Source organism: Sphingobium sp. PNB (genome assembly GCF_019873065.1).
Lineage (GTDB): Bacteria > Pseudomonadota > Alphaproteobacteria > Sphingomonadales > Sphingomonadaceae > Sphingobium > Sphingobium fuliginis.
Map to the genome: position 1 here is coordinate 13,970 of NZ_JAINEZ010000051.1, position 24,244 is coordinate 38,213.

General features: G+C 66.1%; 22 protein-coding genes and 1 tRNA gene. 9 read left to right on the plus strand and 14 right to left on the minus strand.

All coding sequences use genetic code 11. From position 1 onward, the window contains the following. Positions 1-1,269 (minus strand): ammonium transporter, encoded by a 1,269-nt coding sequence (locus K7W03_RS16760; RefSeq protein WP_222886848.1) that lies wholly within the window; start codon positions 1,267-1,269, stop codon positions 1-3. Between the two features lie 392 nt (positions 1,270-1,661). Further along, positions 1,662-2,363: a GIN domain-containing protein gene (locus tag K7W03_RS16765; RefSeq protein ID WP_044662478.1), complete on the minus strand. Its 702-nt coding sequence runs from the start codon at positions 2,361-2,363 to the stop codon at positions 1,662-1,664. 119 nt (positions 2,364-2,482) lie between these two features. Here K7W03_RS16765 and K7W03_RS16770 point away from each other — a divergent pair, with 119 nt between their 5' ends. Genes K7W03_RS16770 through K7W03_RS16780 form a run of 3 tightly spaced genes read left to right on the plus strand, consistent with a single transcriptional unit; the run spans position 2,483 to position 5,694 of the window. Continuing rightward, positions 2,483-4,063: a M28 family metallopeptidase gene (locus tag K7W03_RS16770; RefSeq protein WP_222886849.1), complete on the plus strand. Its 1,581-nt coding sequence runs from the start codon at positions 2,483-2,485 to the stop codon at positions 4,061-4,063. Between the two features lie 48 nt (positions 4,064-4,111). Beyond that, positions 4,112-5,107 (plus strand): porphobilinogen synthase, encoded by a 996-nt coding sequence (hemB, locus tag K7W03_RS16775; RefSeq protein WP_061939723.1) that lies wholly within the window; start codon positions 4,112-4,114, stop codon positions 5,105-5,107. A 2-nt stretch (positions 5,108-5,109) separates the two neighbouring features. Continuing rightward, a complete protein-coding gene (locus K7W03_RS16780; protein WP_025551384.1) occupies positions 5,110-5,694 on the plus strand; it encodes a gamma carbonic anhydrase family protein in 585 nt (194 codons plus the stop codon). A gap of 21 nt (positions 5,695-5,715) precedes the next feature. On the opposite strand, the gene K7W03_RS16785 is transcribed toward K7W03_RS16780, so the two are convergent. From K7W03_RS16785 to zwf, 5 genes are all read right to left on the minus strand, one after another. Continuing rightward, positions 5,716-6,228 carry a hypothetical protein gene (locus tag K7W03_RS16785; protein ID WP_222886850.1) on the minus strand — a complete coding sequence of 171 codons (513 nt, stop codon included), beginning with the start codon at positions 6,226-6,228 and terminating at the stop codon, positions 5,716-5,718. A 37-nt stretch (positions 6,229-6,265) separates the two neighbouring features. Further along, a complete protein-coding gene (gene eda / locus K7W03_RS16790) occupies positions 6,266-6,883 on the minus strand; it encodes a bifunctional 4-hydroxy-2-oxoglutarate aldolase/2-dehydro-3-deoxy-phosphogluconate aldolase (protein WP_048577723.1) in 618 nt (205 codons plus the stop codon). Next, a complete protein-coding gene (gene glk / locus K7W03_RS16795; RefSeq protein WP_044662476.1) occupies positions 6,883-7,848 on the minus strand; it encodes a glucokinase in 966 nt (321 codons plus the stop codon). The genes eda and glk overlap by 1 nt, the downstream gene beginning before the upstream one ends. A gap of 101 nt (positions 7,849-7,949) precedes the next feature. After that, the gene (gene edd, locus K7W03_RS16800) at positions 7,950-9,791 is read right to left on the minus strand and encodes a phosphogluconate dehydratase (protein WP_222886851.1); all 1,842 of its coding nucleotides are present in this window, start codon (positions 9,789-9,791) and stop codon (positions 7,950-7,952) included. After that, a complete protein-coding gene (zwf, locus tag K7W03_RS16805; RefSeq protein WP_048577725.1) occupies positions 9,784-11,244 on the minus strand; it encodes a glucose-6-phosphate dehydrogenase in 1,461 nt (486 codons plus the stop codon). Before zwf ends, edd begins: the two co-directional genes overlap by 8 nt. Positions 11,245-11,477: 233 nt before the next feature. On the opposite strand from zwf, the gene K7W03_RS16810 reads away from it, so the two are divergent. Next, positions 11,478-11,562 (plus strand) — tRNA-Leu (locus K7W03_RS16810). Positions 11,563-11,840: 278 nt separating this feature from the next. On the opposite strand, the gene K7W03_RS16815 is transcribed toward K7W03_RS16810, so the two are convergent. After that, entirely contained in the window at positions 11,841-12,986 is a 1,146-nt protein-coding gene (locus tag K7W03_RS16815) for an aminotransferase class I/II-fold pyridoxal phosphate-dependent enzyme (protein ID WP_222886852.1), read from the minus strand. Positions 12,987-13,040: 54 nt separating this feature from the next. Here K7W03_RS16815 and K7W03_RS16820 point away from each other — a divergent pair, with 54 nt between their 5' ends. Beyond that, entirely contained in the window at positions 13,041-13,304 is a 264-nt protein-coding gene (locus tag K7W03_RS16820; protein ID WP_025550982.1) for a hypothetical protein, read from the plus strand. 2 nt (positions 13,305-13,306) lie between these two features. On the opposite strand, the gene pgl is transcribed toward K7W03_RS16820, so the two are convergent. From pgl to K7W03_RS16845, 5 genes are all read right to left on the minus strand, one after another. Next, positions 13,307-13,996 carry a 6-phosphogluconolactonase gene (gene pgl / locus K7W03_RS16825; protein WP_222886853.1) on the minus strand — a complete coding sequence of 230 codons (690 nt, stop codon included), beginning with the start codon at positions 13,994-13,996 and terminating at the stop codon, positions 13,307-13,309. Positions 13,997-14,001: 5 nt separating this feature from the next. Continuing rightward, the gene (locus K7W03_RS16830) at positions 14,002-14,490 is read right to left on the minus strand and encodes a YbaK/EbsC family protein (protein ID WP_222886854.1); all 489 of its coding nucleotides are present in this window, start codon (positions 14,488-14,490) and stop codon (positions 14,002-14,004) included. Then, positions 14,487-15,506 carry a UDP-glucose 4-epimerase GalE gene (gene galE, locus K7W03_RS16835; protein WP_222886855.1) on the minus strand — a complete coding sequence of 340 codons (1,020 nt, stop codon included), beginning with the start codon at positions 15,504-15,506 and terminating at the stop codon, positions 14,487-14,489. Before galE ends, K7W03_RS16830 begins: the two co-directional genes overlap by 4 nt. Positions 15,507-15,708: 202 nt before the next feature. Then, positions 15,709-17,886: a 3-hydroxyacyl-CoA dehydrogenase NAD-binding domain-containing protein gene (locus tag K7W03_RS16840; RefSeq protein WP_222886856.1), complete on the minus strand. Its 2,178-nt coding sequence runs from the start codon at positions 17,884-17,886 to the stop codon at positions 15,709-15,711. 134 nt (positions 17,887-18,020) lie between these two features. Then, positions 18,021-19,229, minus strand: coding sequence for an acetyl-CoA C-acetyltransferase (locus K7W03_RS16845; protein ID WP_222886857.1), 1,209 nt, complete (start codon positions 19,227-19,229; stop codon positions 18,021-18,023). A gap of 205 nt (positions 19,230-19,434) precedes the next feature. Here K7W03_RS16845 and K7W03_RS16850 point away from each other — a divergent pair, with 205 nt between their 5' ends. Continuing rightward, a complete protein-coding gene (locus tag K7W03_RS16850) occupies positions 19,435-21,105 on the plus strand; it encodes an MFS transporter (RefSeq protein ID WP_061939739.1) in 1,671 nt (556 codons plus the stop codon). 4 nt (positions 21,106-21,109) lie between these two features. Here the strand turns inward: K7W03_RS16850 and K7W03_RS16855 are convergent, their stop codons facing one another. Next, a complete protein-coding gene (locus tag K7W03_RS16855; protein ID WP_222886858.1) occupies positions 21,110-21,700 on the minus strand; it encodes a nucleotidyltransferase family protein in 591 nt (196 codons plus the stop codon). 153 nt (positions 21,701-21,853) lie between these two features. Here K7W03_RS16855 and folE point away from each other — a divergent pair, with 153 nt between their 5' ends. From folE to K7W03_RS16870, 3 genes are all read left to right on the plus strand, one after another. Continuing rightward, complete coding sequence (gene folE / locus K7W03_RS16860; RefSeq protein WP_025550994.1) at positions 21,854-22,462, plus strand: GTP cyclohydrolase I FolE; 609 nt, start codon at positions 21,854-21,856, stop codon at positions 22,460-22,462. Further along, positions 22,459-23,301 carry an SDR family oxidoreductase gene (locus K7W03_RS16865; RefSeq protein ID WP_025550996.1) on the plus strand — a complete coding sequence of 281 codons (843 nt, stop codon included), beginning with the start codon at positions 22,459-22,461 and terminating at the stop codon, positions 23,299-23,301. Before folE ends, K7W03_RS16865 begins: the two co-directional genes overlap by 4 nt. A gap of 89 nt (positions 23,302-23,390) precedes the next feature. Next, positions 23,391-24,167: an enoyl-CoA hydratase-related protein gene (locus K7W03_RS16870; protein ID WP_222886859.1), complete on the plus strand. Its 777-nt coding sequence runs from the start codon at positions 23,391-23,393 to the stop codon at positions 24,165-24,167. Positions 24,168-24,244 lie beyond the last annotated feature (77 nt).

Here is a 24,244-nt window from a genome sequence, read left to right on the forward strand (position 1 = left end):
CTAGCGGAAATCCCAGCCCTGCTGTCCATGGCGGGCGATGTCCAGCCCCTCCGCTTCTTCCCGCGCGCCGATCCGGGCGGGCGTCACGACCGACAGCATCAGCGCGATGATCGCCGCTCCCGCCATCGCCCAGAGCGCCACCGCCGCGATGCCGATGCACTGCGCCAAGAAGGCGCCGGCAAGGCTGATCCCCGCCGCGAAACCGACGCCGCCCAGCGCCGGCAGCACGAAGGGAAGCAGCAACAGCGCGCCCGTCAGCCCGCCCAGTCCGTGGATCACGAAAATATCCGCCGCGTCGTCGATGCGGTCGCCCAATAATCCCTTTGCCAGTCGGCAGATGACGGCGGCGATCAGCCCGATGGCCATCGCGCCGCCCGGCCCTACCAGAGCGCCGGAGGCGGAGATCGCCACCAGCCCGGCCAATGCGCCGGAAACCAGCCCATTGGCGGTGACATGCCCCTTGTCGATCCGTTCCACCAGCATCCATCCGAAGAGGCCTGCGCAGGCGGCGAAATGGCCGTTCAGAATGGCGGTCGCGGCATTGTCCGTCGCGCCGAAGGACCATCCGCCCACTATGCCGGCCCAGCCGATCCACAGCAGCAGCCCGCCTGATACGCCCAGCACCGGCGCATGTCCGGCAGAAACGCTGCGCCGCCTGCCCACGACCAGCACCAGCGCGAGCGCGGAAAATCCCGCGCTCAAATGAACGACCAGCGCGCCCGCGAAATCCATGACGCCCAGATTGGCGAGCCATCCGCCGCCCCAGACCCAATGGACGACCGGCGCATAGACCAGCAGCAGCCAGAGCAGCGCAAACAGCGCCATCCACCCCAGGCGCACCCTTTCCGCCACAGCGCCCGGCAGCAGGCCGGCGGCAAGGATCGCAAGGGCCATCTGGAACAGCACGAAGGTGGATTCCGGCACGGTCAGCCCGTCACGCAGCGCCCCCAGATCGGCCAGCAACAGATGCGCCCGGCCGCCCAGCCACCCGCTCCCCGGCGCATAGGCCAGGCTGTAGCCGACAAGGGCCCAGAGCAGCGAAACGCCGGCGGCCACCACCAGCCCCTGCACGCCGATCGACAGGGCGTTGCGCACATGGACCAGACCGGCATGACGCAGCGCGAGTCCCGGCAGCGCCGCCAGCAACACCAGCAGACCGCACAGCATCAACCATGCCGTATCGCCGCTGTCGGCCACGGCCACCTGCGCCGCCGCGGGTTGCGGGGCCGCCGACAGGAAAAGAAGGAGAATGGCAAGGAGGCGAGGCATCAGTTAATCCGGCAGTCCATATCCGGGCCGTCGTAACGCATGCGAAGTAAAGACTTGCCTAACCCTGATCGTTTCCCGCCACGCAGCCGATGCCCTGGGCAGCGCGGACAAATTCAGGACTCCCCGGACCAGTTGATTTGGGCGGGAAGCGTACACTCGCTTCATCCCTCTCCCTTGAGGGAGAGGGCTGCGCAGACTTGGCAGCTTGCTGCCTAGTCGTAGCTGGGTGAGGGGGTGCGATCCAACGGATCGCGCGGACCGCGGGCCCGCTCCCCCTCATCCAGATCAGCCTTAGGTTCCTCCGCCGCCAGGGCTTCCCATCCTTCTCCCTCAAGGGAGAAGGATGGTCTTACACTGGCCACCCCCCGGCATCCCGAACTCATCCACATCGCCTAATAGGCTTCCCCACCGCAACTGATCCGCCCCGTCCCCCGATTGTCGACGCTGCAGGCGGCCTTCCCCGCCACCGTCACATCGCCCGATCCGGATGCGGAAACCCGGGCCGAAACCTCTGCCGTCACCGCCACATTTCCCGGGCCGTCATTCGCCACCGCGGCCTGCCGCACCCGCAGGCCTTCCGCCATCACCGCTCCGGGGCCAGTGACGCGGATGGTCGCGACGCCCGCCCGGCCGGACAGGTTCGCCCGTCCGGCTCCGGCCACTCCCAGGCTCAGCTGGTCCAGATCCACCGCCGCCACGCTGACATCGCCATTGCCCCCCAGCACGATCTCACCGCGCAGACCCTTCATCCGGCTGACCGACACCGATCCGCCGCCCGTCAGCACCACGCGGCTGAGGTCGCCGGTCGACAGCCGCAGCACTGCCCGCCCGCCCGATTTCTCGCCGGGCCGCGCCCGCTCCACCGTCACCGCAAGCAGGCGGCCGGATACGTCCACCTTCAGCCGGTCCAGCACCGCCTGATCGCCATCCGCCCGCGCCGAAGCGCCCGCGCCGGTGGTGATCGTCACCTCCACCGGCGCATCCACGCGAATGGCGTCGAAACTGGTGATGGTGAACCCGCGCGTCGCCGCCGCCGCCGGGGCGGCCCATAGCATGATGGCGACCGGCAGGGCGAGCGAACGGGGCAGCGGCATGACGATCTCCCAGTCTTTTGCCGATCCTGATAGGGATGGGCCGTAGCGGTTCCAAGCCCCCTTGTTCGTCGCACCGGATCAGGCAAGATCGTCAGGTTTTCAAAAGGGGCATGTGGCTGATGCGCAAATGGATTTCCGGACTCCTCCTGGCTTCGATCAGCATCGCGGCCCCGGCAGCGCCCGACGACCGGGGCGAAGCCTGGTGGAAGCATGTCCGCACCCTTGCCGACGATGGCTATGAAGGGCGGGGAACGGGCAAGCCGGGCTATGACAGGGCGGCTGATTATGTGATCGGACAGCTTCGGGCGCTTGGGCTGAAGCCGGCCGGGACCGACGGCTATAAACAGCCCGTCGCCTTCGTCGAGCAGGTGATCCTGTCGCAGCAGAGCAGCGCTTCGCTGACGGGGCCGGGCGGCCATACCGCGCTGGCGGCGCCCGCCGACATCATCTTTTCAGGGGGCGGCGGCCCCGCTCCGGAAACCGTCGGCGCCCCGCTGGTCTTCGCCGGCTACGGTCTGCACCTGCCGGAAGCGGGGCATGACGATTTCGCCGGGCTGGACCTCAAGGGCAGGATCGTGGTGGTCGTCTCGGGCGGACCGGCGACCCTCTCCGGCGCGCTGAAGTCCCATGCCCGATCGGAGCGGGCGGCGTGGCTGGCGAAGCAGGGCGCGCTTGGACTGATCCAGCTCGTGACGCCGAAACAGGTTGAAATTCCGTGGGACCGGCGCATGGCGCTGGCCAGCCAGCCGGCCCTGTTCTTCCGCGACCCCGCCCTGCGGGATACGGCGACCCCCTTCCTCAACGCCCAGTTCGACCCGGCCAAATCCGCGCTGCTCTTTGCCGGATCGGGCCATGATTTCGCGCAGATCGCCGCCGCCGCCGACAGTTCCGGCCCGGTGCCGTCCTTCCCGCTCGCCCAGCGGCTGGACGCGAAGGTGGCGGCGAGGCGCGCCGATTTGACTTCGCCCAACATCATCGCGCTCATGCCCGGGACGGACCCGCAGCTCAGCAGGGAATATGTCGTCCTGTCCGCGCATCTCGACGGCTATGGGGTGGGCACGCCGATCGACGGGGACGCGATCTACAATGGGGCGCTCGACAATGCATCGGGCGTGGCGAGCCTGCTGGAAATCGCCCGGACCCTTCGCAACGGAACAGTGAAGCCCCGGCGGTCGATCCTCTTCGCCATCGTCACGGCGGAGGAGAAGGGGCTGCTCGGGTCCAGCTATTTCGCGCGCCGTCCGACCGTGCCGCAAAGGACGATGGTGGCCGACCTCAATTTCGACATGGCCCTGCCGATCTTCCCGCTGACCAGCGTGACGCCGATCGGCTATGACCAGAGCAGTCTTGGCAAGGACGCCGAAGCGGTAAGCGCGGCGATGAACCTGCCGATCACGCCCGATCCCTTCCCGGACCGCAACGTCTTCATCCGGTCGGACCAGTACAGCTTCATCCGGGCGGGCATCCCCGCGCTGTTCTTCAAATATGGCTTCAAGGCGGGCACGCCGGAGGCGACCGTCGAAAGGGCCTGGCGCGCCAATATCTACCATTCGCCCAGGGACGACGCGAACCAGCCGGTGATGCCGGCCGAATCGGTGAAGCTCAACGACTATGTCGCCGCCGTCACGCTGCGCGTCGCCAATGCGCCGCAGCGCCCGGCCTGGAACGAGGACAGCTTCTTCCGCCGCTTCGCCAAATAGCGTCCCTCCTGCTTGATCCGGCGAGGGCAGGGGCCTAAACCCCCGGCCATGACCCATGCCTCCTATCCGGCGCTTCGTCTGCGCCGCACCCGCGCCTCGGCCTGGAGCCGGGCGTTGCACGCCGAAACCCGCCTCACGCCCAGCGACTTCATCTGGCCGCTGTTCGTCACGGAGGGCAGGCAAGTGGAGGAACCGATCGGCTCCCTTCCCGGCGTGTCGCGCTGGTCGGTGGACCTGATGGTGGAGCGTGCGAGGGAAGCGCAGGCGGCGGGCATTCCCTGCCTCGCGCTTTTCCCCAATACGCAGGCCGACCGCCGCAGCGATGACGGGGCGGAGGCGCTCAATCCCGATAACCTGATGTGCCGCGCCATCCGCGCCATCAAGGATGCGGTGCCCGACATCGGCATCCTGACCGACGTGGCGCTCGATCCCTATACGGCGCACGGCCAGGACGGCCTGCTGGACGAGGCGGGCTATGTCGTCAACGACGCGACCATCGACGTGCTGATCGGCCAGTCCCTGAACCAGGCGGCGGCGGGCGCGGACATCATCGCCCCCAGCGACATGATGGATGGCCGCGTCGGCGCGATCCGCGAGGCGCTGGAGCAGGAAGGCCATGCCAATGTGCAGATCATGGCCTATGCCGCCAAATATGCGAGCGCCTTCTACGGCCCGTTCCGCGATGCGGTCGGATCGAGCGGGCTGCTGAAGGGCAACAAGAAGACCTATCAGATGGACCCCGCCAACAGCGAGGAAGCGCTGCGCGAAGTCGCGCTGGACATTGCCGAAGGCGCCGACAGCGTGATGGTGAAGCCGGGCCTGCCCTATCTCGACATCATCGCCCGGGTGAAAGACCGGTTCGAAGTGCCCGTCTTCGCCTATCAGGTGTCGGGCGAATATGCGATGCTGGAGGCCGCCGCCGCCGCGGGAGCGGGGGACCGCGACGCGCTGGTGCTGGAAACGCTGCTGGCGTTCAAGCGGGCAGGCTGCTCGGGCGTCCTCACCTATCATGCGCTCCATGCGGCGCGGCTGCTGGGAGCCTGAACATGACCGATCATCCCGAAGTCTCCATCATCCCCTTCAACGGCAAGACGCCGAAGATCCACCCCAGCGCCTTCATCGCGCCGGGATGCCGCATCATCGGGGATGTGGAGATCGGCCCCGACGTCAGCATCTGGTATAATTGCGTGATCCGGGCGGATGTGAATTTCATCCATATCGGCGCCCGCACCAATATCCAGGACGGCTCGATCGTGCATTGCGACAGCCCCGGCGACCATATCGACGGCCGCCCGTCCGAAGGCTGGCCCACGATCATCGGGGAAGACGTGCTGATCGGGCATCTGGCGATGGTTCATGGCTGCATATTGAAGGACCGCGCCTTCGTGGGTCTGGGCGCCATCGTCATGAGCGGCGGGACGGTGGAAAGCGACGCCATGCTCGCGGCCGGGGCCCTGCTTTCTCCGGGGAAGACGGTGCCTCACAGGCAGCTTTGGGCCGGCCGCCCCGCCAAATATATGCGTGACCTGTCGGACGAAGTACTGATCGACATGCGGGAGGGCGTCGACCATTATGTCCATAATGGAAAGGCGCACAAGGGCGCGGTGAAGGCGGCGCTTTCGCCCGATTGAATCAGCAGGGCTGCGGGTGGATCAGGGCTGCGCCAGACGCCCCTTGAGCACGTCCAGCCGGTCGTTCTGCCCATCGACAATCGCCAGCGCGGAAGCCCGCGCCGCATCGATCGCCTCGATCCCGCCGCTGGCCTTCCCCTCGGCCGCCGCGTTGCTGCGCTCGACAAAGAGCACGTCCAGGCTCGCAAGCGCCGATACGCTGTCGTTGCGCGCCGATTCCAATGCGCTGAGCGCCGTCTGCGCCGCCACCCAGGCCTCGCTGGAGACCGCCGCGCCGGATGCTGCCCGCGTCGCCCTGTCCGCCGCCGGCCAGGCCTTGTCGAATGCCGTGCCGCCCGCCTGAGCCTGCGCCGTCAGCCGGTCGACATTCTGGACCAGCTCCGGTTCGGGCGCGACGGGGGAGGGCGCAGGCGCCGCCTCCGCCATGGGGGCGTCCTCGATCGCCCGCTTGGCGAGGGACGGATAGCCCTGAAAGGTGCTGGCGCAACCGGACAGGAACAGGGCCAGGGAAGGAAGCAGCCGACGCGGATTCATGCTTCGCATCTAGGATGAGCCGCGCCGGGAGGCAAGTTCAGCGTGGCAGCGCGGCGGCTTCCCGTGCAAGCGCCTCTATCTTCGCCGGATCGACCGGCCCCTTGGGCACGACCCAGCTTCCGCCGACGCATTTGACGACGGGTTCCGCCAGCCATCTGGGCGCGCTTTCCGCCGTGATCCCGCCGGTCGGGCAGAAGCGCGCCATGTGCAGCGGCGCGGCCAGGGCCTTCAGCGCGGGCAGCCCGCCCGAAGTCTCCGCCGGGAAGAATTTGAAGTGCGACAGCCCCATGTCCAGCCCGCGCATGATGTCGCCCGCCGTCGCCGTGCCCGGCAGGAAGGGAATGCCCGCGGCGATCGCGGCCCTGCCCAGCGGCTCGGTCAGGCCGGGGCTGACGATGAAGCGCGCCCCCGCCTCCATCGCGGCGTCCAGTTGCGCCGGGTTCAGCACCGTGCCCGCTCCGACGACGGCGCCCTCGACCTTCGCCATCTCCCTGATCACGTCCAGCGCCGCCGGCGTCCGCAGCGTCACTTCCAATGCAGGAAGCCCGCCCTTCACCAGCGCCCGCGCGATCGGCAGCGCATCCTCGACCCGGTCCACCACCAGCACCGGGATCACCGGGGCCAGTTCCATCACCTGTTCAACGCTCAACGCCATCATTTCTTCTCCCGAAAGGCCGCGGCGGCGCCGTACAGCCCGATTTCGTCATGCAGGGCGAGCCGGATCGGCACCGACTTCATCAGGCTTTCGAACCGTCCCTTGGCGGTGAAGCGCTGGTGGAAACCGCATTGCGGCAATATGTCCTTCATCCGCTGGGTCAGGCCGCCCGCCAGCACCACCGTATGCGGTCCCTGCGCCAGCGCCAGGTCGCCCGCGACCGAGCCGTAGGACATGCAGAACCGCGCCAGCGCCCTGCGCGCAAATTCGTCGGTCCCGTCGATGGCGGCCTGCCAAAGCTCGGCATCCTCCATCAGCACGACCCGATCATGGCCGATGGTCGCCATCGCCTTGTAGATGTTGTTGAGCCCCGGTCCCGACACGATGCGCTCGGTCGACACGCGCAGGAATTTGTCGCGCAGATAGGCGAGGATCTTCTCTTCCAGCGGGTCCAGCGGCGCGAAGTCCAGATGCCCCCCCTCCGTCGCGATCACATGCGGCTCGCCGTCGTCGAAGGCGATCATCGCCACGCCCAGCCCGGTGCCCGGGCCAAGGATCGTCACCCCGCCGTCGCGCGGAAAGGGCCTGTCCTCCCCGAACAGCAGCGGCAGATTCTCCTTCGGCAGGCGCGCCACGGCATGGGCGACCGCCTCGAAATCATTGACCAGCCGCAGATGCCTGAGGCCCAGTTCCTCGTCCAGCGTATCGGGCCGGATGACCCATGCGCTGTTGGTGAGCTTGATGACTTCGCGCCCGATCGCGGTGGCAAAGGCGATGGAGGCGGATGTGGGCAGATGGCCGCCCTCATCCTTGACGAAGGCTGCCCAGCAGGCCTGGAGGGTCGGATAATCGGCCACCTTATATTTGCGCACCTTGCCCAGCGTGGGCACATTGCGCGCATTCAGTCTGGCGCGGGCGAAGCGGGCGTTTGTGCCGCCAATGTCGGCTGCGATGATCTCGGTCATGCTACTCTCCTCCCGTCCGGGCCGAGCCTGTCGAAGTCCTTCACTCTTCCTCAGGAAAAGCGCTCCTCCGAAAATCTCGGGCGGACGGGAATGTTTCGGTTCTAAACTTCGGTTTCCATGGCCGCCAGAATGGGCGATGCGCCGCTTTCCGCCAGATCGCTATGATGGCGGAACAGCGCGAACAGCTCGCGGCCCGTATCATAGGGGGCGGGGGGCGGCGCGGGCGTGTCGCGGCCGTCCCATTCCGCCGCGTCGACCAGCGCCTCGATCAGGCCCGTCTCCGCGCAGACCCGCACCATGTCGCCGTCGCGCAGCTTGGCGATGGGGCCGCCGCCCAACGCTTCCGGCGACAGGTGGATCGCCGCGGGCACCTTGCCCGATGCGCCGGACATGCGCCCGTCCGTCACCAGCGCGACGCGGAAGCCGCGATCCTGCAACACGCCCAGCGCCGGGGTCAGCTTGTGCAGTTCGGGCATGCCGTTCGCCCTTGGTCCCTGGAACCGCACCACGACCACGACATCGCGTTCCAGTTCGCCGGCCTTGAAGGCGCGCAGCACATCGTCCTGATCGTGGAAGACCGCCGCGGGCGCTTCGATGGTCCAGCGCTCCCGGTCGACCGCGCTCACCTTCATGACGCAGCGGCCAAGATTGCCGGCCAGCAATCGCATCCCGCCGTCGGGATTGAAGGCGTCGGACACCGGCCGGAGGATCGACAGGTCCCGCGATTCGGGCACATCCTTCCAGACCAGCGCGTCATTCTCCAGCACCGGTTCCTTGCCATAATCGGCCAGTCCCTGCCGCGCGACGGTGAGGATGTCGCCATGCAGCAGCCCGTTGCCGAGCAGTTCGCGGATCACATAGCTGATGCCGCCCGCCGCATGGAAATTGTTCACATCGCCCGATCCATTGGGATAGACCCGCGCCAGCAGCGGCACGACATCGGAAATTTCCGCGAAATCGGTCCAGTCGACGACGATCCCCGCCGCCCGGGCGATGGCCGGCAGGTGGATCGCATGATTGGTCGATCCGCCGGTCGCCATCAGGCCGATGATGGCGTTGACGATCGCCTTTTCATCCACGCAATGCCCCAGCGGCCGATAATCGTCATTGGGTTGTTCGTCCCTGTCCCAGCCGATGCGCGACAATTGATGCACCGCCGCCCGCGTCAGTTCCTGCCGAAGCTTTGTGCCCGGATGCACGAAGGAGGCGGCGGGCATGTGGAGCCCCATCATCTCCATCATCATCTGGTTCGAATTGGCCGTGCCATAGAAGGTGCAGGTCCCTGCGCCGTGATAGCTGGCGCTTTCGGACTCCAGCAGTTCCTCCCGGCCGACCTTGCCTTCGGCATAGAGCTGGCGGATGCGCACCTTCTCCTTGTTGGCGAGGCCGGACGGCATCGGCCCGGCGGGGATCAATATGGTCGGCAGATGCCCGAAACGCAGCGCCCCGATCAGCAGCCCCGGCACGATCTTGTCGCAGATGCCCAGCAGCAGCGCGCCCTCGAACATGGCGTGGGACAGGGCGATGGCGGTGCCCAGCGCGATGGTGTCGCGGGAAAAGAGCGACAGGTCCATGCCCGCCTGCCCCTGTGTCACGCCGTCGCACATCGCCGGAATGCCGCCCGCGACCTGCGCGGTGCAGCCCACCTCCCGCGCCGCCAGCTTGATCTGCTCGGGATAGCGGCCATAGGGCTGATGCGCCGACAGCATGTCGTTATAGGCGGTGACGATGCCGAAATTCATCGCCGCGCCGGTGCGGATGACAGCCTTGTCTTCGCCGCTCGCGGCAAAGCCATGGGCCAGATTCCCGCATGAAAGCTGGGCGCGGTTGGTGCCCGCGTCCCGCCCGCGCTCGATCAGGCTCAGATATTTCAGGCGCGAAGCCGCGCTGCGCTTCACGATGCGTTCGGTGACCTTTTCGATCACCGGATGAAGGTCAGTCATTCCAGCTCGCTCCGTCTCGTTCGATAAGGGCAATGGCTGAGGACGGCCCCCAGTTCCCGGAAGAATAGGAGGATGGCTTCACCCCGGCCTCCTTCCACCCGTCGATGATCGAATCGATCCAGGTCCATTGCGCCTCGACCTCGTCCCGGCGCACGAACAGGGTGGCGTCGCCCGCCAGCAGGTCCAGGATCAGCCGTTCATAGGCGATCCGGCGGCGCTGCCCGGCGAAGGCGGCGGTCAGCGACACGTCCAGCGTCACCTCCTCCAGATGCACCTCGCGCTCCAGCCCCGGCCTTTTGCTCATGATGAGCAGGCGGATATATTCCTCCGGCTGCAACCGGATGATGAGCGTATTCGGCTCCAGACCCGACCCGCCATTGCGCCCGAAGATCGAATGGCGCACCGGCTTGAACTGGATCAGGATTTCCGACTGGCGCGTCGGCATGCGCTTGCCGGTGCGCAGGTAGAAGGGCACGCCCTGCCAGCGCCAGTTGTCGATATGGGCCTTCAGCGCCACGAAGGTCTCGGTGTCGGACGGCCTGCCCAGTTCGTCGGCATAGCCGGTGACGATCTGCCCACCGACCGCGCCGGGCGTATATTGCCCGCGCACGCTGTGCGTCTTCACCGTCTCGGCCGTCATCGGGCGCAGCGAACGGAGCGCCTTCACCTTCTCGTCGCGCACGGCGGTCGGGTCCATCCGCGCGGGCGGCTCCATGGCGATGATCGACAGGATCTGGAGGACGTGGTTCTGCACCATGTCGCGCAGCGCGCCGACGCCGTCATAATAGGAAACCCGGCCTTCCAGGCCCACCGTCTCGGCCACGGTGATCTGCACATGATCGATGGCGGTGGCGTTCCACAGCGGTTCGAACATCACATTGCCGAAGCGCAGGGCGAGCAGGTTCTGGACCGTTTCCTTGCCCAGATAATGGTCGACGCGGAAAATCTGGTCCTCCGCGAACAGCGCGCCGATGCCGTCATTGACCTCTTTGGAAGAGGCCAGATCCTTGCCGATCGGCTTTTCCATCGCGATTCGTGTCTTCGGCGTGATCAGCCCCGCCTCGGCCAGCCCCTGCGCGGTCGGCGCGAAGAGGGAAGGGGGCGTGGAGAGATAGACGGACACGCCCTTGTCGAGTCGCCCGTCCAGCCGTTCCGCCAGCGCCCTGAACTGGGCGGCGTTGCCTGCCTCCACCGGCTGGTAGACGATGATGTCGCGCAGCCGCTCCGCGATGTCCGCGTCATAACGGTCTGCGGCCAGGAATTTCCGCAGCGCCTTGTCGATGTCGGCGCGAAACTGCTCGTCGGTGAATTCGGAACGCCCTGACGCGATGATCAGGAAATCCTCCGGCAGCAGGCCATCGGCCAGCAGATTGTAGAGCGAGGGAAAGATCATCCTGTGCGCCAGGTCGCCGGTGGCGCCGAACAACAGGAACGTGGCAGACGGTTCGGTCAAAGGTTGTCCCTTTTCCGTTAGTGTTATCAGGTCTGCACGAAGCCGCCCTTATACCCAGCGGCACTCGTTACGCAAGCAGGCTATCCCTGTGGGGCCCATCCCGCAACCGCGAGAGGATGAAAGCGTCGATTTTTGGCTGGACGCTGGCCGCCGATTTTGCCATTGGCGCTCCACCCTGGCGTTTTTGGCGGAAGATGGAATCATCCTCCATCCGGAACGCGGCTGAAGGGCATGCGGGCGTGGTGAAACTGGTAGACGCGCCGGACTCAAAATCCGGTTCCGAAAGGAGTGTCGGTTCGATTCCGACCGCCCGCACCATCTTATTTTGCCTCAAGCTTATTTTGCCTCAAGCGCCGGGCGGCCGCATCCGCGGCCTTCGCTATCCTCGCATAAGCTCGGGCGGCCGTTCGGTTCGCCCTTGCGAACCCTGCCTGGTTCGATGCCCTCTTTCCAGACATGGCCATGCACTAAAAAGCCCGGCAGCATGGCTGCCGGGCAGGCGAGCTTTTACAGGGTAAAAGCTTCGGGTCGCACCCCAGCGATTAACCGCAAATATTTAAGATACCAGAGGAATTTGCCGATCCAGCCGGAATGGATCAATCCCTTGCCCCGCCGCCCTGCGCGTTGAACCAGGGGATCATCCGGGCGATGGCGTCCTCCACCCGATCGGTGGAAACCGCGAAACTGAAGCGGATATGCCGGTGCCCGTCCACCGGATCGAAATCGATCCCCGGCGCCGTCGCCACACCCGTTTCGCGGAGCAGCCTCTGGCAGAAGGACAGGCTGTCATTGGTCAGATGCCCCACATCCGCATAGATGTAGAAGGCCCCGTCCGGCGGCGCGATCTCCTTCAACCCCAGCGCGGGCAGGGCGGCCAGCAGCAACTCCCGGTTGCGCCGATAGGTCGCGACATGCCCCTCCAGCTCATCGATGCAGTCGAACGCCTTCAACCCCGCATGCTGCGCCAGGGAAGGCGGCGTCAGGAACAGATTGCCCATCCGCGCCCGCGCCGCGTCGATCAGGCCGGGCGGAAACACCACCCAGCCCAGCCGCCACCCGGCCATGGAAAAATATTTGGAGAAGCTGTTCACGACGATGGCGTCCGGCGCGAATTCCAGCATCGACCGCGCCGGTTCGCCATAGCTGAGCCCGTGGTAAATCTCGTCGGAGACGATGCGAATGCCCCGCACCCGGCAAACCTCCGCGATGCGCGCCATCTCCTCGGCGGGAATGATGGTCCCTGTGGGATTGGCCGGGCTGGCGATGATCGCCCCATCCGGCGCGGGTTCCAGGGCCTTCAGCGCCGCCGCGCCGATCTGGTAACGCTCCGCCGGCCCGCAATCGACCTCCAGCGGCTCCAGATAGAGCGCCTTCAACGTATTGCGATAGGCGACATAGCCCGGCCGCGCCGTCGCCACCCGCGCACCCGGCGCGAACAGGCTGGTCAGCGCCAGCACCAGCCCCGGCGAAGCGCCGCAGGTGAGCAATATCTGCTCCGCTTCCACGGCCACGCCATAGCGCTCCCGATAATGGAGCGCGATCCGCTCCTTCAGCGCCGCACTTTCCCAATAGCCCATGGGGTCGCGGTCCAGCACGGCATGCGCTTCCATAATCGCAGCAGAGGGCGCCCCCGTGGACGGTTGCCCGAACTCCATATGCAGGATGGATCGCCCCTCAGCCTCCAGCCTGTGGGCTTCCCGGCTGATGGCGATGGCGTGAAAAGGATCGATATTGGCAACCATGCGTCGCCTCTTACCCGCGCCGCAACCTTGTCACAATTGCCGCGTTGGCGATGGATGAACGAAACCATGCTCGACGCGCTGCAATATTATGGCGCAGGCGCCGCCACCATCGCCGCTTTCATCGTCTCCCTCAATCTCGGCCGCCGCATCACGGGCTGGGCTTTCGTCCTCTTCGTGACATCCTCCATCGCCCTGATCGGCTGGGGTTTCCTGTCGGAAGACAGCGAAGGCATAGGCTTCCAGAATATCGCGCTGCTCCTGATCAATCTCGTCGGCGTCTGGCGCTATCTCATCTCCAGGCACAAGCCGCGCGACTGAACCTATTCCGAAATCCAAACCTCCACCGAAACCGCATGCTGGCATAGCGCCACCCGGACAGGCAGTTCCTCCACCGGCCCCCCCGCCAAGGCCCGGTCATAGACCGCCTTCTTCGCCGCCCCGCCGATCTGCAGGAAGATATGCCGGCTCGCAAGGATCGCCCGGGCGCTCATCGACATGCGCTGATGCGGCGCAGCGGGCGGCGTGACCGCGATCGTCAGGGCGTGGGTGGAAAGCCCCTCCGCCAGTTCCTTCGCCCCCGGAAACAGCGAAGCGGTATGCCCATCCTCCCCCATCCCCAGCAGCACGATGTCGAGCGGCCAGGGCAGGGCCGCGAACGCCGCCTCGCACTCGGCCTGCCCGGCATAGGCGTCCGCCGCCTCATTCTTCATCGGCACGAACCGCGCCGCCCCGGCCTTCCCCTGCAACAAAGTCCCGCGCACCAGCCGCTCATTGCTGTCCGCGTGGTCCGGCGCCACCCAGCGCTCGTCGACCAGCGTCACGATCACCTTGCCCCAGTCGAGCGCCATCCCCGACAAAGCCTCCAGCACGGGCCGTGGCGACCGCCCGCCCGACAGCGCGATCGTCGCCACCCCCCGCGCCGCGATGGCATCCCCCAGGATCGCGGCGATCCGCCGCGCCATGTCCGCCGCCGCCAGCGCGCCATCGACGAAAAGATGTTCGGTAGGCATGTCGTTCAATTCTCTTCGGCCAGATTGTCTTCAGGGATCGTGCAGATGTCGATCCATCGCGCGGCGGTCAGCTCGGCCAGCCGCTCCGGCGTCAACTCCACCGAAGTCGTCCGCGATCCCGCCGCCGGGAACACCGTCTCGAAATCCCGCAGCGAAATATCGCAATAAACGGGCAGGGGAGAGGTCAGCCCAAAGGGACATACGCCCCCCGCCGGATGCCCGGTCAGCCCCTCCACCTCCTCCAGCCCCAGCATGCGCGGCCTGGCGCCCAGCGCCGCCTTCGCCTTCCCGTTATTCAGCCGCGCATCGCCCCGCGCCACCACCAGCGCGACCTCATCCCCGACCCGCAACGACAGCGTCTTGGCGATCCGCGCCGGAACCACGCCCAGGGCCTCCGCCGCCTCATTGACCGTGGCGGTGCTCACCCCCTGGTCGATGATGGCGACATCTGGCGCATGGGCGGAGAAGAAGGCCCGGACCGACTCCGCGCTCATTCCCCTCCATTCCCCTTTTGCTGTATCTCGGTCAGCTTGCGCTCCCAGGCGAGGGCATGGGTGACGATCTGATCCAGATCGGCATATTGCGGCGTCCAGGGAAATTCCCCCATGATCGCCCGATTGTCGGAAATGAGCGCATCCGGATCGCCCGCGCGCCGCCCCTCCATCCGCCGGTCGATCTTCAGGTTCGTCACCCGGTCGACCGCATCCAGCACCTCCAGCACGGAAAAGCCCCGGCCATAGCCGCAGTTGAGCAGATAATTCTGCTCCGGCCTGGCCATCAGCGCCTCCAGCGCCAGCACATGCGCCGCCGCCAGATCGGTGACATGGATATAGTCGCGCACCCCGGTCCCGTCCGGCGTGTCGAAATCGGTCCCGAACACCGAAACATGGCTCCGCTTGCCCAAAGCCGCCTCGACCGCGACCTTGATCAGATGCGTCGCCCCCGCCGTCGACTGCCCCGTCCGCCCGGCAGGATCGGCGCCCGCCACGTTGAAATAGCGCAGCGCGCAGAAGTTCATCGCATGCGCCGCGCTGACGTCGCGCAGCATATATTCGGTCATCAGCTTCGACATGCCATAGGGATTGATCGGCCGCTGCGGCGTGGTCTCCCTGACCGGGCTTTCTTCCGGAATGCCGTAGGTCGCCGCCGTCGAGGAGAAGATGAAATGCGGCACGCCGACGGTCACGACGCTCTCGATCAGGTCGCGGGTCTTGGCGCTGTTGTTATGATAATATTTGAGCGGATTTTCGACCGATTCCGGCACCACCACCGATCCGGCAAAGTGCATCACCGCCTTCACGCCATGATCGCGCAGGGCCTTCTGCACCAGCGGCTGATCGGAAATATCGCCCTCGACGAAAGCCACATCGTCCGGCACCGCCCAACGGAACCCCGTCACCAGATTGTCGATCACCACGACGCCATAGCCCGCGTCGCGCAACGCCAATACGGCATGGCTGCCAATATAGCCGGCCCCGCCCGTGACCAGAACCGTCGGCTTTTCGCTCATAAGATGAAGGTCTCCCGATAGATCAGGGCCGCCGCCATTCTCCCCCGTCATGCTGAACCTGTTTCAGCATCCATCGCGCCTCCGGACTCAGGTCTTGCCGAGGGCGAAACGGATGCTGAAACAAGTCCAGCATGACGAATGAGAAGGTTACAGCCCTTTGCCTGTCAGGACTAGATCAGCTTCGTGACGATTCCCACCCCATTCATGCCGCGGCGCGGGACGAAACGGGGCGATAGAAAGTCGCGCCGCTTGCCGCCATGTCCTGCAACTGGACCGTGGGCGCGAAGCGATCGCCATGCGTCGCCGCCAGCCGCTCCAGCACCGCGACGACATGGCCGATGCCGACCGTGTCCATATGGCTGAACGGTCCCCCTGTATAGGGCGCGAAGCCCCAGCCGAAGATCGCCCCGATGTCGCCATCCTCCGGCGTCTCCAGCACGCCTTCCTCGAAGCAGCGCGCGCATTCGATCAACTGGCGGTAGAGCAGCCGCTCCTTCACTTCCTCGACATCGGGTTGCACGGCGGCGCGCGGGAACATCTCCTCCAGTCCCGCCCAGAGATGCTTTTTCCCGCCCTCCGGATAGTCGTACCAGCCCTTGGCGCTTTTCCGCCCCAGCCGCCCCAGTTCGACCATCCGCGCCATCACCGCGTCGGACGGCTGCGCGACATAGGCGTCGCCCAGCTCCTTCTGCGCGGCGACGACGATCTTGTGGCCCAGCTCGATGGAAACCTCGTCGCCCACCGCCAGCGGCCCCACCGGCATGCCCAGTTGCCGCCCGGCATTTTCGATCAGCGCGGGATTGATCCCCTCCGCCACCATCTCGACGCCCTCCTGCACATAGGTGCCGAAGCAGCGCGAGGTATAGAAGCCGCGCGAGTCATTGACGACGATCGGCGTCTTCCTGATCTGGGCCACGAAATCCAGCGCCTTGGCGATGGCGGCCGGCCCGGTTTCCTTGCCCAGGATGATCTCCACCAACGGCATCTTCTCGACCGGCGAGAAGAAGTGGATGCCGATGAAATTCTCCGGCTTGCTCCACGCCTTCGCCAGCTTGGTGATCGGTAAAGTGGAGGTGTTGGACCCGAAGATCGTATCCGCGCCCAGCACCTCCTCGACCTTCTTGGTCACTTCGGCCTTGATCGCGACATCCTCGAACACCGCCTCGATCACGAAGTCCGCTCCGGCCAGCGCGGCATAATCCGTCGTCGGCGTCACGCGGGCCAGCGTCTCCGCCATCTTCTCCGGCGTCATGCCCCGGCCCAGCCGCTTCTTCAGCACCTCCTCGACATGCGCCTTGCCCTTTTCGGCATAGGCCTGATCGCGGTCGAACAGCACGACCTCGATCCCCGCCTGCGCGGCCACGGTGGCTATCCCTGCGCCCATCATGCCCGCGCCCAGCATGGCCAGCTTCTTCGTCGGCGCCTTGGGCTGGTCCTTGGGCCGCCGCGCCCCGCGCTCAGCCGCCTGCTTGTTGACGAACAGGCTGCGGATCATGTTCGCCGCCTGCGGGTCGGCCGCGACCTTGGCGAAATATTTGCTCTCGACCCGGATCGCCCGGTCGATGGGCAGGAAAGCCCCCTCATAGACCGCCGAAAGCAGCGCGATCGGCGCGTTCATGTTGCGCTGGGCCTGCTTGAGCGTCATCGGCAGGGCGCCCGCCATGGTCTGGACGAAGGCCGGATTGAACCCGCCCGCGCCGCCGGGGAATTTGAAGCCCTTGACGTCCCATGGCTGCACGGAGGCGTTGGGATTGGCCTTCACCCATTCGCGCGCGGCTTCGACCGCCGTGCCCTGCGGCACGACCTGATCGACCACCTTCATCATCGCCGCGTCGGCGGGACGGAACAGCTTGCCCTGCAACATATACATCAGCGACGCCTGCACCCCCATGATGCGCGGCAGGCGCTGCGACCCGCCGCCGCCGGGAAACAGGCCGATCAGGATTTCGGGCAGGCCAAGCTGCGTCTTCGGGCTGTCGCCCACGATCCGGCGATGGCAGGCCAGCGCCAGTTCGAACCCGCCGCCGACGCAGGTGCCCTCGATGGCGCAGGCGACCGGCTTGCCGCAGGTCTCCAGCCGCCGGAACAACTGGTTCAGCACGAAAACCTTGCCGAAGATCGCGGCGGGGGAGGGGCGTTTCCCATTCTCGCTGACCAGCATCGACCCGAAATATTTGAGGTCCATGCCCGCCATGAAGCCGCTGTCCTTGCCCGACGCGATGACCGCGCCCCTGATCGCCTCTTCGGAGGAAATGCGCGTGATCGCCGCGTCCAGATCGGCCAGGAAATCCGGGCCGATGACGTTCATCGACTGGCCGGGCACGTCGATGGTCAGCGTGGCGATGCCGTCGGCGTCGATGTCGAAATTGATGGTCTGCATTTTGGGCAACCTTTCCTACCTCCGTTCGTGCTGAGTAGGGGCTGAGCTTGTCGAAGACCCGTATCGAAGCATTGATCCTTCGATACGCCATTTCGACGGGCTCAATGGCTACTCAGGACGAACGGGTCCACTGTTCAAACGCGCTCGATGATGATGCCCGTGCCCATGCCCGCGCCGACGCACAGGTTGATGAGCGCGGTGCCCTTGCCGGTCCGTTCCAGCTCGTCCAGCGCCGTGCCCAGCACCATCGCCCCGGTCGCGCCCAGCGGATGGCCCATGGCGATCGCGCCGCCATTGACGTTGATCTGCCCATGGTCGAGGTCCATCGCCTGCATGTAGCGCAGGACGACGCTGGCAAAGGCCTCGTTCAGTTCCCACAGGTCGATGTCGGACTTGCTCATCCCCGCCCGGTTCAGCAGCTTGCCCGCCACGAACTCAGGCCCTGTCAGCATGATCAGCGGTTCCGACCCGATGGACGCCATCGCCTTGATCCGGGCGCGGGGCTTCAACCCATATTTCTCGCCCATCTCCCTGTTGCCGACCAGCACCGCGGCGGCGCCGTCGACGATGCCGCTGCTGTTGCCGGCATGGTGGACATGGTTGACCTTCTCCAGTTCGGGATAGCGGAGCAGGGCAATGGTGTCGAAGCCCGGCATCTCCTCGCCCAGCGCGGCGAAGCTCGGCTTCAGGCTGGCGAGCGACTGCATCGTCGCGTCGGGCCGCATATGCTCGTCATGGTCCAGGACGACCGATCCGATGACGTCCTTCACCGGCACGATGGATTTGGCGAAGCGCTTCTCGTCCCAGGCGGCCTTGGCGCGCCGCTGGCTTTCGACGGCATAGGCGTCGACATCGTCGCGGCTGATCCCGAACTTGGTCGCGATCACGTCGGCGCCGATGCCCTGCGGCGCGAAATAGGTCTTGTAGGCGACCGCCGGGTCCATCGCCCATGCGCCGCCGTCCGAAGCCATGGGCACGCGGCTCATCGACTCGACGCCGCCGCCGATGGCAAGGCCCGCTTCGCCGGAATAGACCTTGGCGGCGGCCATGTTCACGGCCTCCAGCCCCGAAGCGCAGAAACGGTTGATCTGCACCCCCGGCACGGTCTGGGCGTAATCGGCGTTCAGCACCGCCACGCGGGCGATGTCCGCGCCCTGTTCGCCCACCGGGCTGACGCAGCCCAGTATGACGTCATCAACATCGGCGGTGTCGATCTCCGTCCGGTCCCGCACCGCCTGCAGCATCTGCGTCGCCAGCTGGATCGGGGTGATTTCGTGCAGCGACCCGTCGGCCTTGCCCCGGCCCCGGGGCGTCCTGACGGCATCGTAGATAAAGGCTTCCATGGCTTTCCATTCCTCTCCGCTGGGCGCCGGATGTTCGCTGCGAATGTATTTACGTTTACGTAAAGTGCAAGCCTCAATCGTCAGCCCGCCCGACCGTAACGTCATCCCGCCAAAGGGCCCCCGCCTCGTCCTCCGGCGGACGTTTCAACCCTTTTCAATTCTTTTAATGATTCGCGGATTTGACCCGCCCGCCTTATTCCGCTTCATGGAAAGCGTGTCAGAGTCGGACCCCTCCCAAGCGCCGTCGCCCTTGTCGATCCCGATCTTCCGCGCGATCTGGTGGGCCAGCCTCGCCTCCAACTTCGGCGGGCTGATCCAGTCCGTCGGCGCGCAGTGGATGATGACCTCGCTCTCCGCCTCGCCCCAGATGATCGCGCTGGTTCCGGCGGCGACGACCCTGCCGATCATGCTGCTGTCGCTCTGGGCAGGCGCGGTGGCGGACAATAGCGACAGACGGGTGGTCATGCTGATCTGCCAGCTGTTCATGCTCATCGTCTCCGCCCTGCTGGCGCTGTTCGCCTGGATGGGTTGGGTGACGCCCTGGGCCCTGCTGGGCTTCACCTTCCTCGTCGGCTGCGCCACCGCGATCAACGGACCGGCCTGGCAGGCTTCGGTCGGGGACATGGTGCCGCGCGCCGCCTTGCCCCATGCCGTTTCGCTCAATTCCATGGGCTTCAACATGGCGCGCAGCATCGGCCCGGCGCTGGGCGGCGTCATCGTCGCGGCCGCCGGTGCGGCGACGGCCTTTCTGGTCAACGCCATCAGCTATGTGGGGCTGGTCGCCGTGCTTGCCCGCTGGCGTCCCGAACGGCCGCCTCAACTCCTCCCGCGCGAACGCATCGGCCTCGCGATGCGCGCTGGGGTTCGTTACGTCGCCATGTCGCCCAACATCCAGGTCGTGCTGCTCCGAAGCGCGGCATTCGGCATCGGGGCAAGCGCCGTTTCAGCGATGATGCCGCTGGTGGCGCGCGACCTGCTGGGCGGCGGCGCGCTGACATTCGGCGCGCTCAGCGGCGCCTTCGGCATCGGCGCGGTGCTGGGGGCGCTGTCGACGGGGCAATTGCGCCGCCGCTTTTCGGTCGAGACCATCGTGCGCTCGGCCGCCATGGCGCTTGCGGCCGGGACGGTGCTGATGGCGGTCAGCGACTGGCTGGTCGTTGCGTTGCTGGGGCTGCTGATGGCGGGCGCGGGCTGGGTGATCGCCCTCTCGACCTTCAACGTTTCGGTCCAGATGTCGGCGCCTCGCTGGGTCGTGGCGCGGGCCGTTGCCCTGTATCAGATGGTCGCCTTCGGCGGCATGGCCGGGGGTGCATGGCTGTTCGGCACCATGGCGGAGGATCATGGCGTCGTCACCGCCCTCTATGGCGCGGCAGCCGTCCAGTTCGCCTCGGCCCTGATCGGCTATGCGCGTCCGCTGGCGCAGACGGGCGAGGAGAATCTCGACCTCCAGAACCTGTGGCGTGAGCCGCAGACCGCCGTTCCGATCGAGCCCCGCAGCGGCCCGGTGGTCGTCACCATAGAATATCGCATAGCCGCCGGATCTGTCGTCCCATTCCTGGCGGCGATGAGCGAACGCCGCCGCATCCGTCGCCGCGACGGCGCCCATGGCTGGTCGCTGCTGCGCGATCTGGGCGATCCGGAATTGTGGGTGGAACGCTATCATGTGTCGACCTGGCTGGACTATGTCCGCCACAACAGCCGCCGGACCGTTGCCGACATGGCGAACAGCGAAGCCATCCACGCGCTGCACAGCGGTCCCAATCCGCCGGTCGTGCATCGCATGCTGGAGCGGCAGACGGGTTCTCTGCCGCTGGGCCGCTCGGCCGACCCGCGCGAGATGGGCGATCCCATGACCGATCCCACCCGGTCGAGCTGATGCGCTATTCGGGCCGCCGTTCGGCCAGATCCTCCGGCGTGTCGATGTCGCGCAGGCTGGCGCCCATGGTTTCGATCTGCACGCCATGGCTGAGCAGCGCCCGCGCGCCCTGGTCTCCCCGCAGCGCCAGCAGTTCGGGGAAATGCTTCCGCCCGATGAAGGCGGGCGGCGAAGAGGAAAATCCGTCGGTGCTGGCGACGACGGAGCGGATGTCCTCCGCCGCCAGGCAGATGCGGTTGTAATGCGTCTGCGGCACGTCGGGCATGTCGGCCAGGCAGATCAATATGCCGCGGCATTTCCGCATCGGCATGACATGCTCCACGGCGCGGACGATGCTGCCCGATATGCCGTCTTCCGGACGATCGTTGACCAGGATCGAATAGCCGCGCCGCTCCAGCCGGCGATGCAGGACCGGCGCCTGGCCGACAGGACGCACCACAGCAACCAGTTCCGCAAAGATCATGGAGGCGATGGTTTCCAGCGCATGCACCGCGACGGGCTTGCCCCGCCAATCGGCCATCAGCTTGTCTTCTTCCCCGAATCGTGAGGATGTGCCCGCTGCAAGGAGGACGGCGGCGATCTGTTCGGTCCGCATGGTTCCGCTGTGATGATTTGAGGCGACCCCGGTTGACCCGGTTTCCCCTGCATGTGCCACCGCCAGCATGTCCTGTCCAGCAGGGCGAAGGGGCTGGCGTTCCTGTAAATCAGTCGCCATATGCCCGGAAGCAACAAAGGAGTGGTGCCGTCCATGGAATATGATCCCGATGCCGAAACTGCGGGCGAGTCGATCAAGATTCCGGTTCCGGCGGACGTGGCCGACGCGATTCGTACGCTGATCCGCTGGTCGGGCGACGATCCGGAACGGGAAGGGCTGGTGGAAACGCCCCAGCGCGTGGCGCGGGCGTGGAAGGAATATTGCCGCGGCTATGACGACGATCCGGCCTATCATCTTTCGCGCATCTTCCATGAAGTCGGCGGCTATGACGACATCGTGCTGTTGAAGGACATACCGTTCCAGTCGCACTGCGAGCACCATATGGCGCCCATCGTGGGCGTCGCGCACATCGCCTATCTGCCCGGCCAATATGTCGTCGGCATATCGAAGCTGGCGCGTGTGCTGCACGCCTTCGCCCACCGGCTTCAGGTGCAGGAACGGCTGACTTCGGAAGTCGCCAACTGCATCTGGGAACATCTGAAGCCCCAGGGCGTCGCGGTCGTGGTCGAGGCGACCCATGGCTGCATGACCGGCCGTGGCGTGCGCACGCCCAATGTCGTCATGAAGACCAGCCGCATGCTCGGCGTCTTCCGCGACGATGAGAAGAGCCGTGAAGAAGTGCTGAAGCTGATCGGATCGTGAGCGAAGAGGAAGCTCCCGCCTATCGGCCCCTCGGGGGCACTGGGAAGCGCGCCGAACAGGCGGGCGCACGGCCGCTGGCGCAAAAGCGGCTCGCGCTGGTGACGGGCGGCCATCGGCGGCTGGGCGGCATCATCGCCGCCGCCTTCGCGCGGGCAGGTTATTCGCTGGCGATCCATGGCAGCCACGATACCCGGCTCGATTCCCATCTGGCGCTGACGCTGGAGGAGAATGGGACCGAATGGGACGGCTTCACCGTCGATTTCAGCGATCCGGAAGGGGCGGAGGAACTGGTGGCGCTGGTCGCGGAACGTTTCGGCCGTCCGCCCGATGTCCTGGTCAACAGCGCGGCGATCTTCGGCCAGGATCGGCTCGACAGCGTCAATGCCGACGACCTGATGCGCCATTATGCGGTCAATTGCGCCGCGCCCACCTTGCTCACCAAGTCCTTTGCCACCATTCCGGCCGGCACAGGCGACCGGTGCATCGTCAATATACTGGATCAGCGGATCGACCATCCACATGGCGACCAATTGGCCTATACCTTGTCGAAGATGGCGCTGGCGGGGCTGACGCGGCTGTCCGCCTCCACCCTGGCGCCGCAGATCAGGGTCAATGCGGTCGCCCCCGGACTCACCATCGCGACGCCCGATTATGACGAAGGCCAGATGGAAAGGCTGTCCGCGATGATGCCGCTGGCGCGTCTGCCGCAGGCGGAGCAGATTGCCGAAGCCGTGCTGTATCTGGCGGGCGCCAGTGCGGTGACGGGCCAGACGCTCTATATCGATGGCGGCGCGCATCTGCGCAGCTATGACCGGGACTTCATGCATCTGTGCCGATAGCGGCTGCGAAGATGCGGCTTGCCGGGGCTGGCCAAGGGCCGTCGCGCTGCATAGAGCGGATCGCAATGGGTCAATGAAGGGAGACGGCAATGGCATATGAAACGATCCTGGTGGAACAGCGCGATGCGGTGACGCTGGTCACGCTCAACCGCCCGCAGGCGTTGAATGCGCTGAACAGCCAGGTGCTGAAGGATCTGGGCGAGGTCTTTGCTGCCTATGATGCCGATCCGTCGCAGCGTTGCCTAGTCCTGACCGGCAGCGAGAAGGCCTTTGCCGCCGGCGCCGACATCAAGGAAATGGTGGAGAAGGATTCGGCGGACTTCTTCCTGGAGGATTTCTTCTCCGGCTGGCAGAGCAAGGTCGTCGCCACCCGCAAGCCATGGATTGCGGCGGTCGCCGGCTTCGCGCTGGGCGGCGGATGCGAGCTGGCGATGATGGCGGATTTCATCCTGGCCGCCGACACCGCGAAATTCGGCCAGCCCGAAATAAAGCTGGGCGTCGCCCCGGGCATGGGCGGATCGCAGCGTCTGACCCGCGCCGTCGGCAAGGCGAAGGCGATGGAAATGTGCCTGACCGGCCGCATGATGGGCGCCGAAGAAGCGGAAAGCGCCGGTCTGGTCGCGCGGATCGTTCCGGCGGCTGATCTGCTGGAGGACGCGCTGAAGACGGCCGCGACCATAGCGGGGATGCCGCCCATGGCCGCGATGGTGAACAAGGAAATGGTCAATCTGGCTTTCGAGACCGGGCTGGCTCAGGGCATCCTGACCGAGCGCCGCCTGTTCCAGATCCTGACCGCGACCGAGGACAAGAAGGAAGGCATGGAAGCCTTCGTCGCCAAGCGTCCGGGGAGTTGGAAAGGCCGCTGATTGATGAGCGGATGGAGGCTGATGATAGCCAATGGCGGAACGCTGACCTTCATGGTCGGCGGCTCGGACCAGGCTTT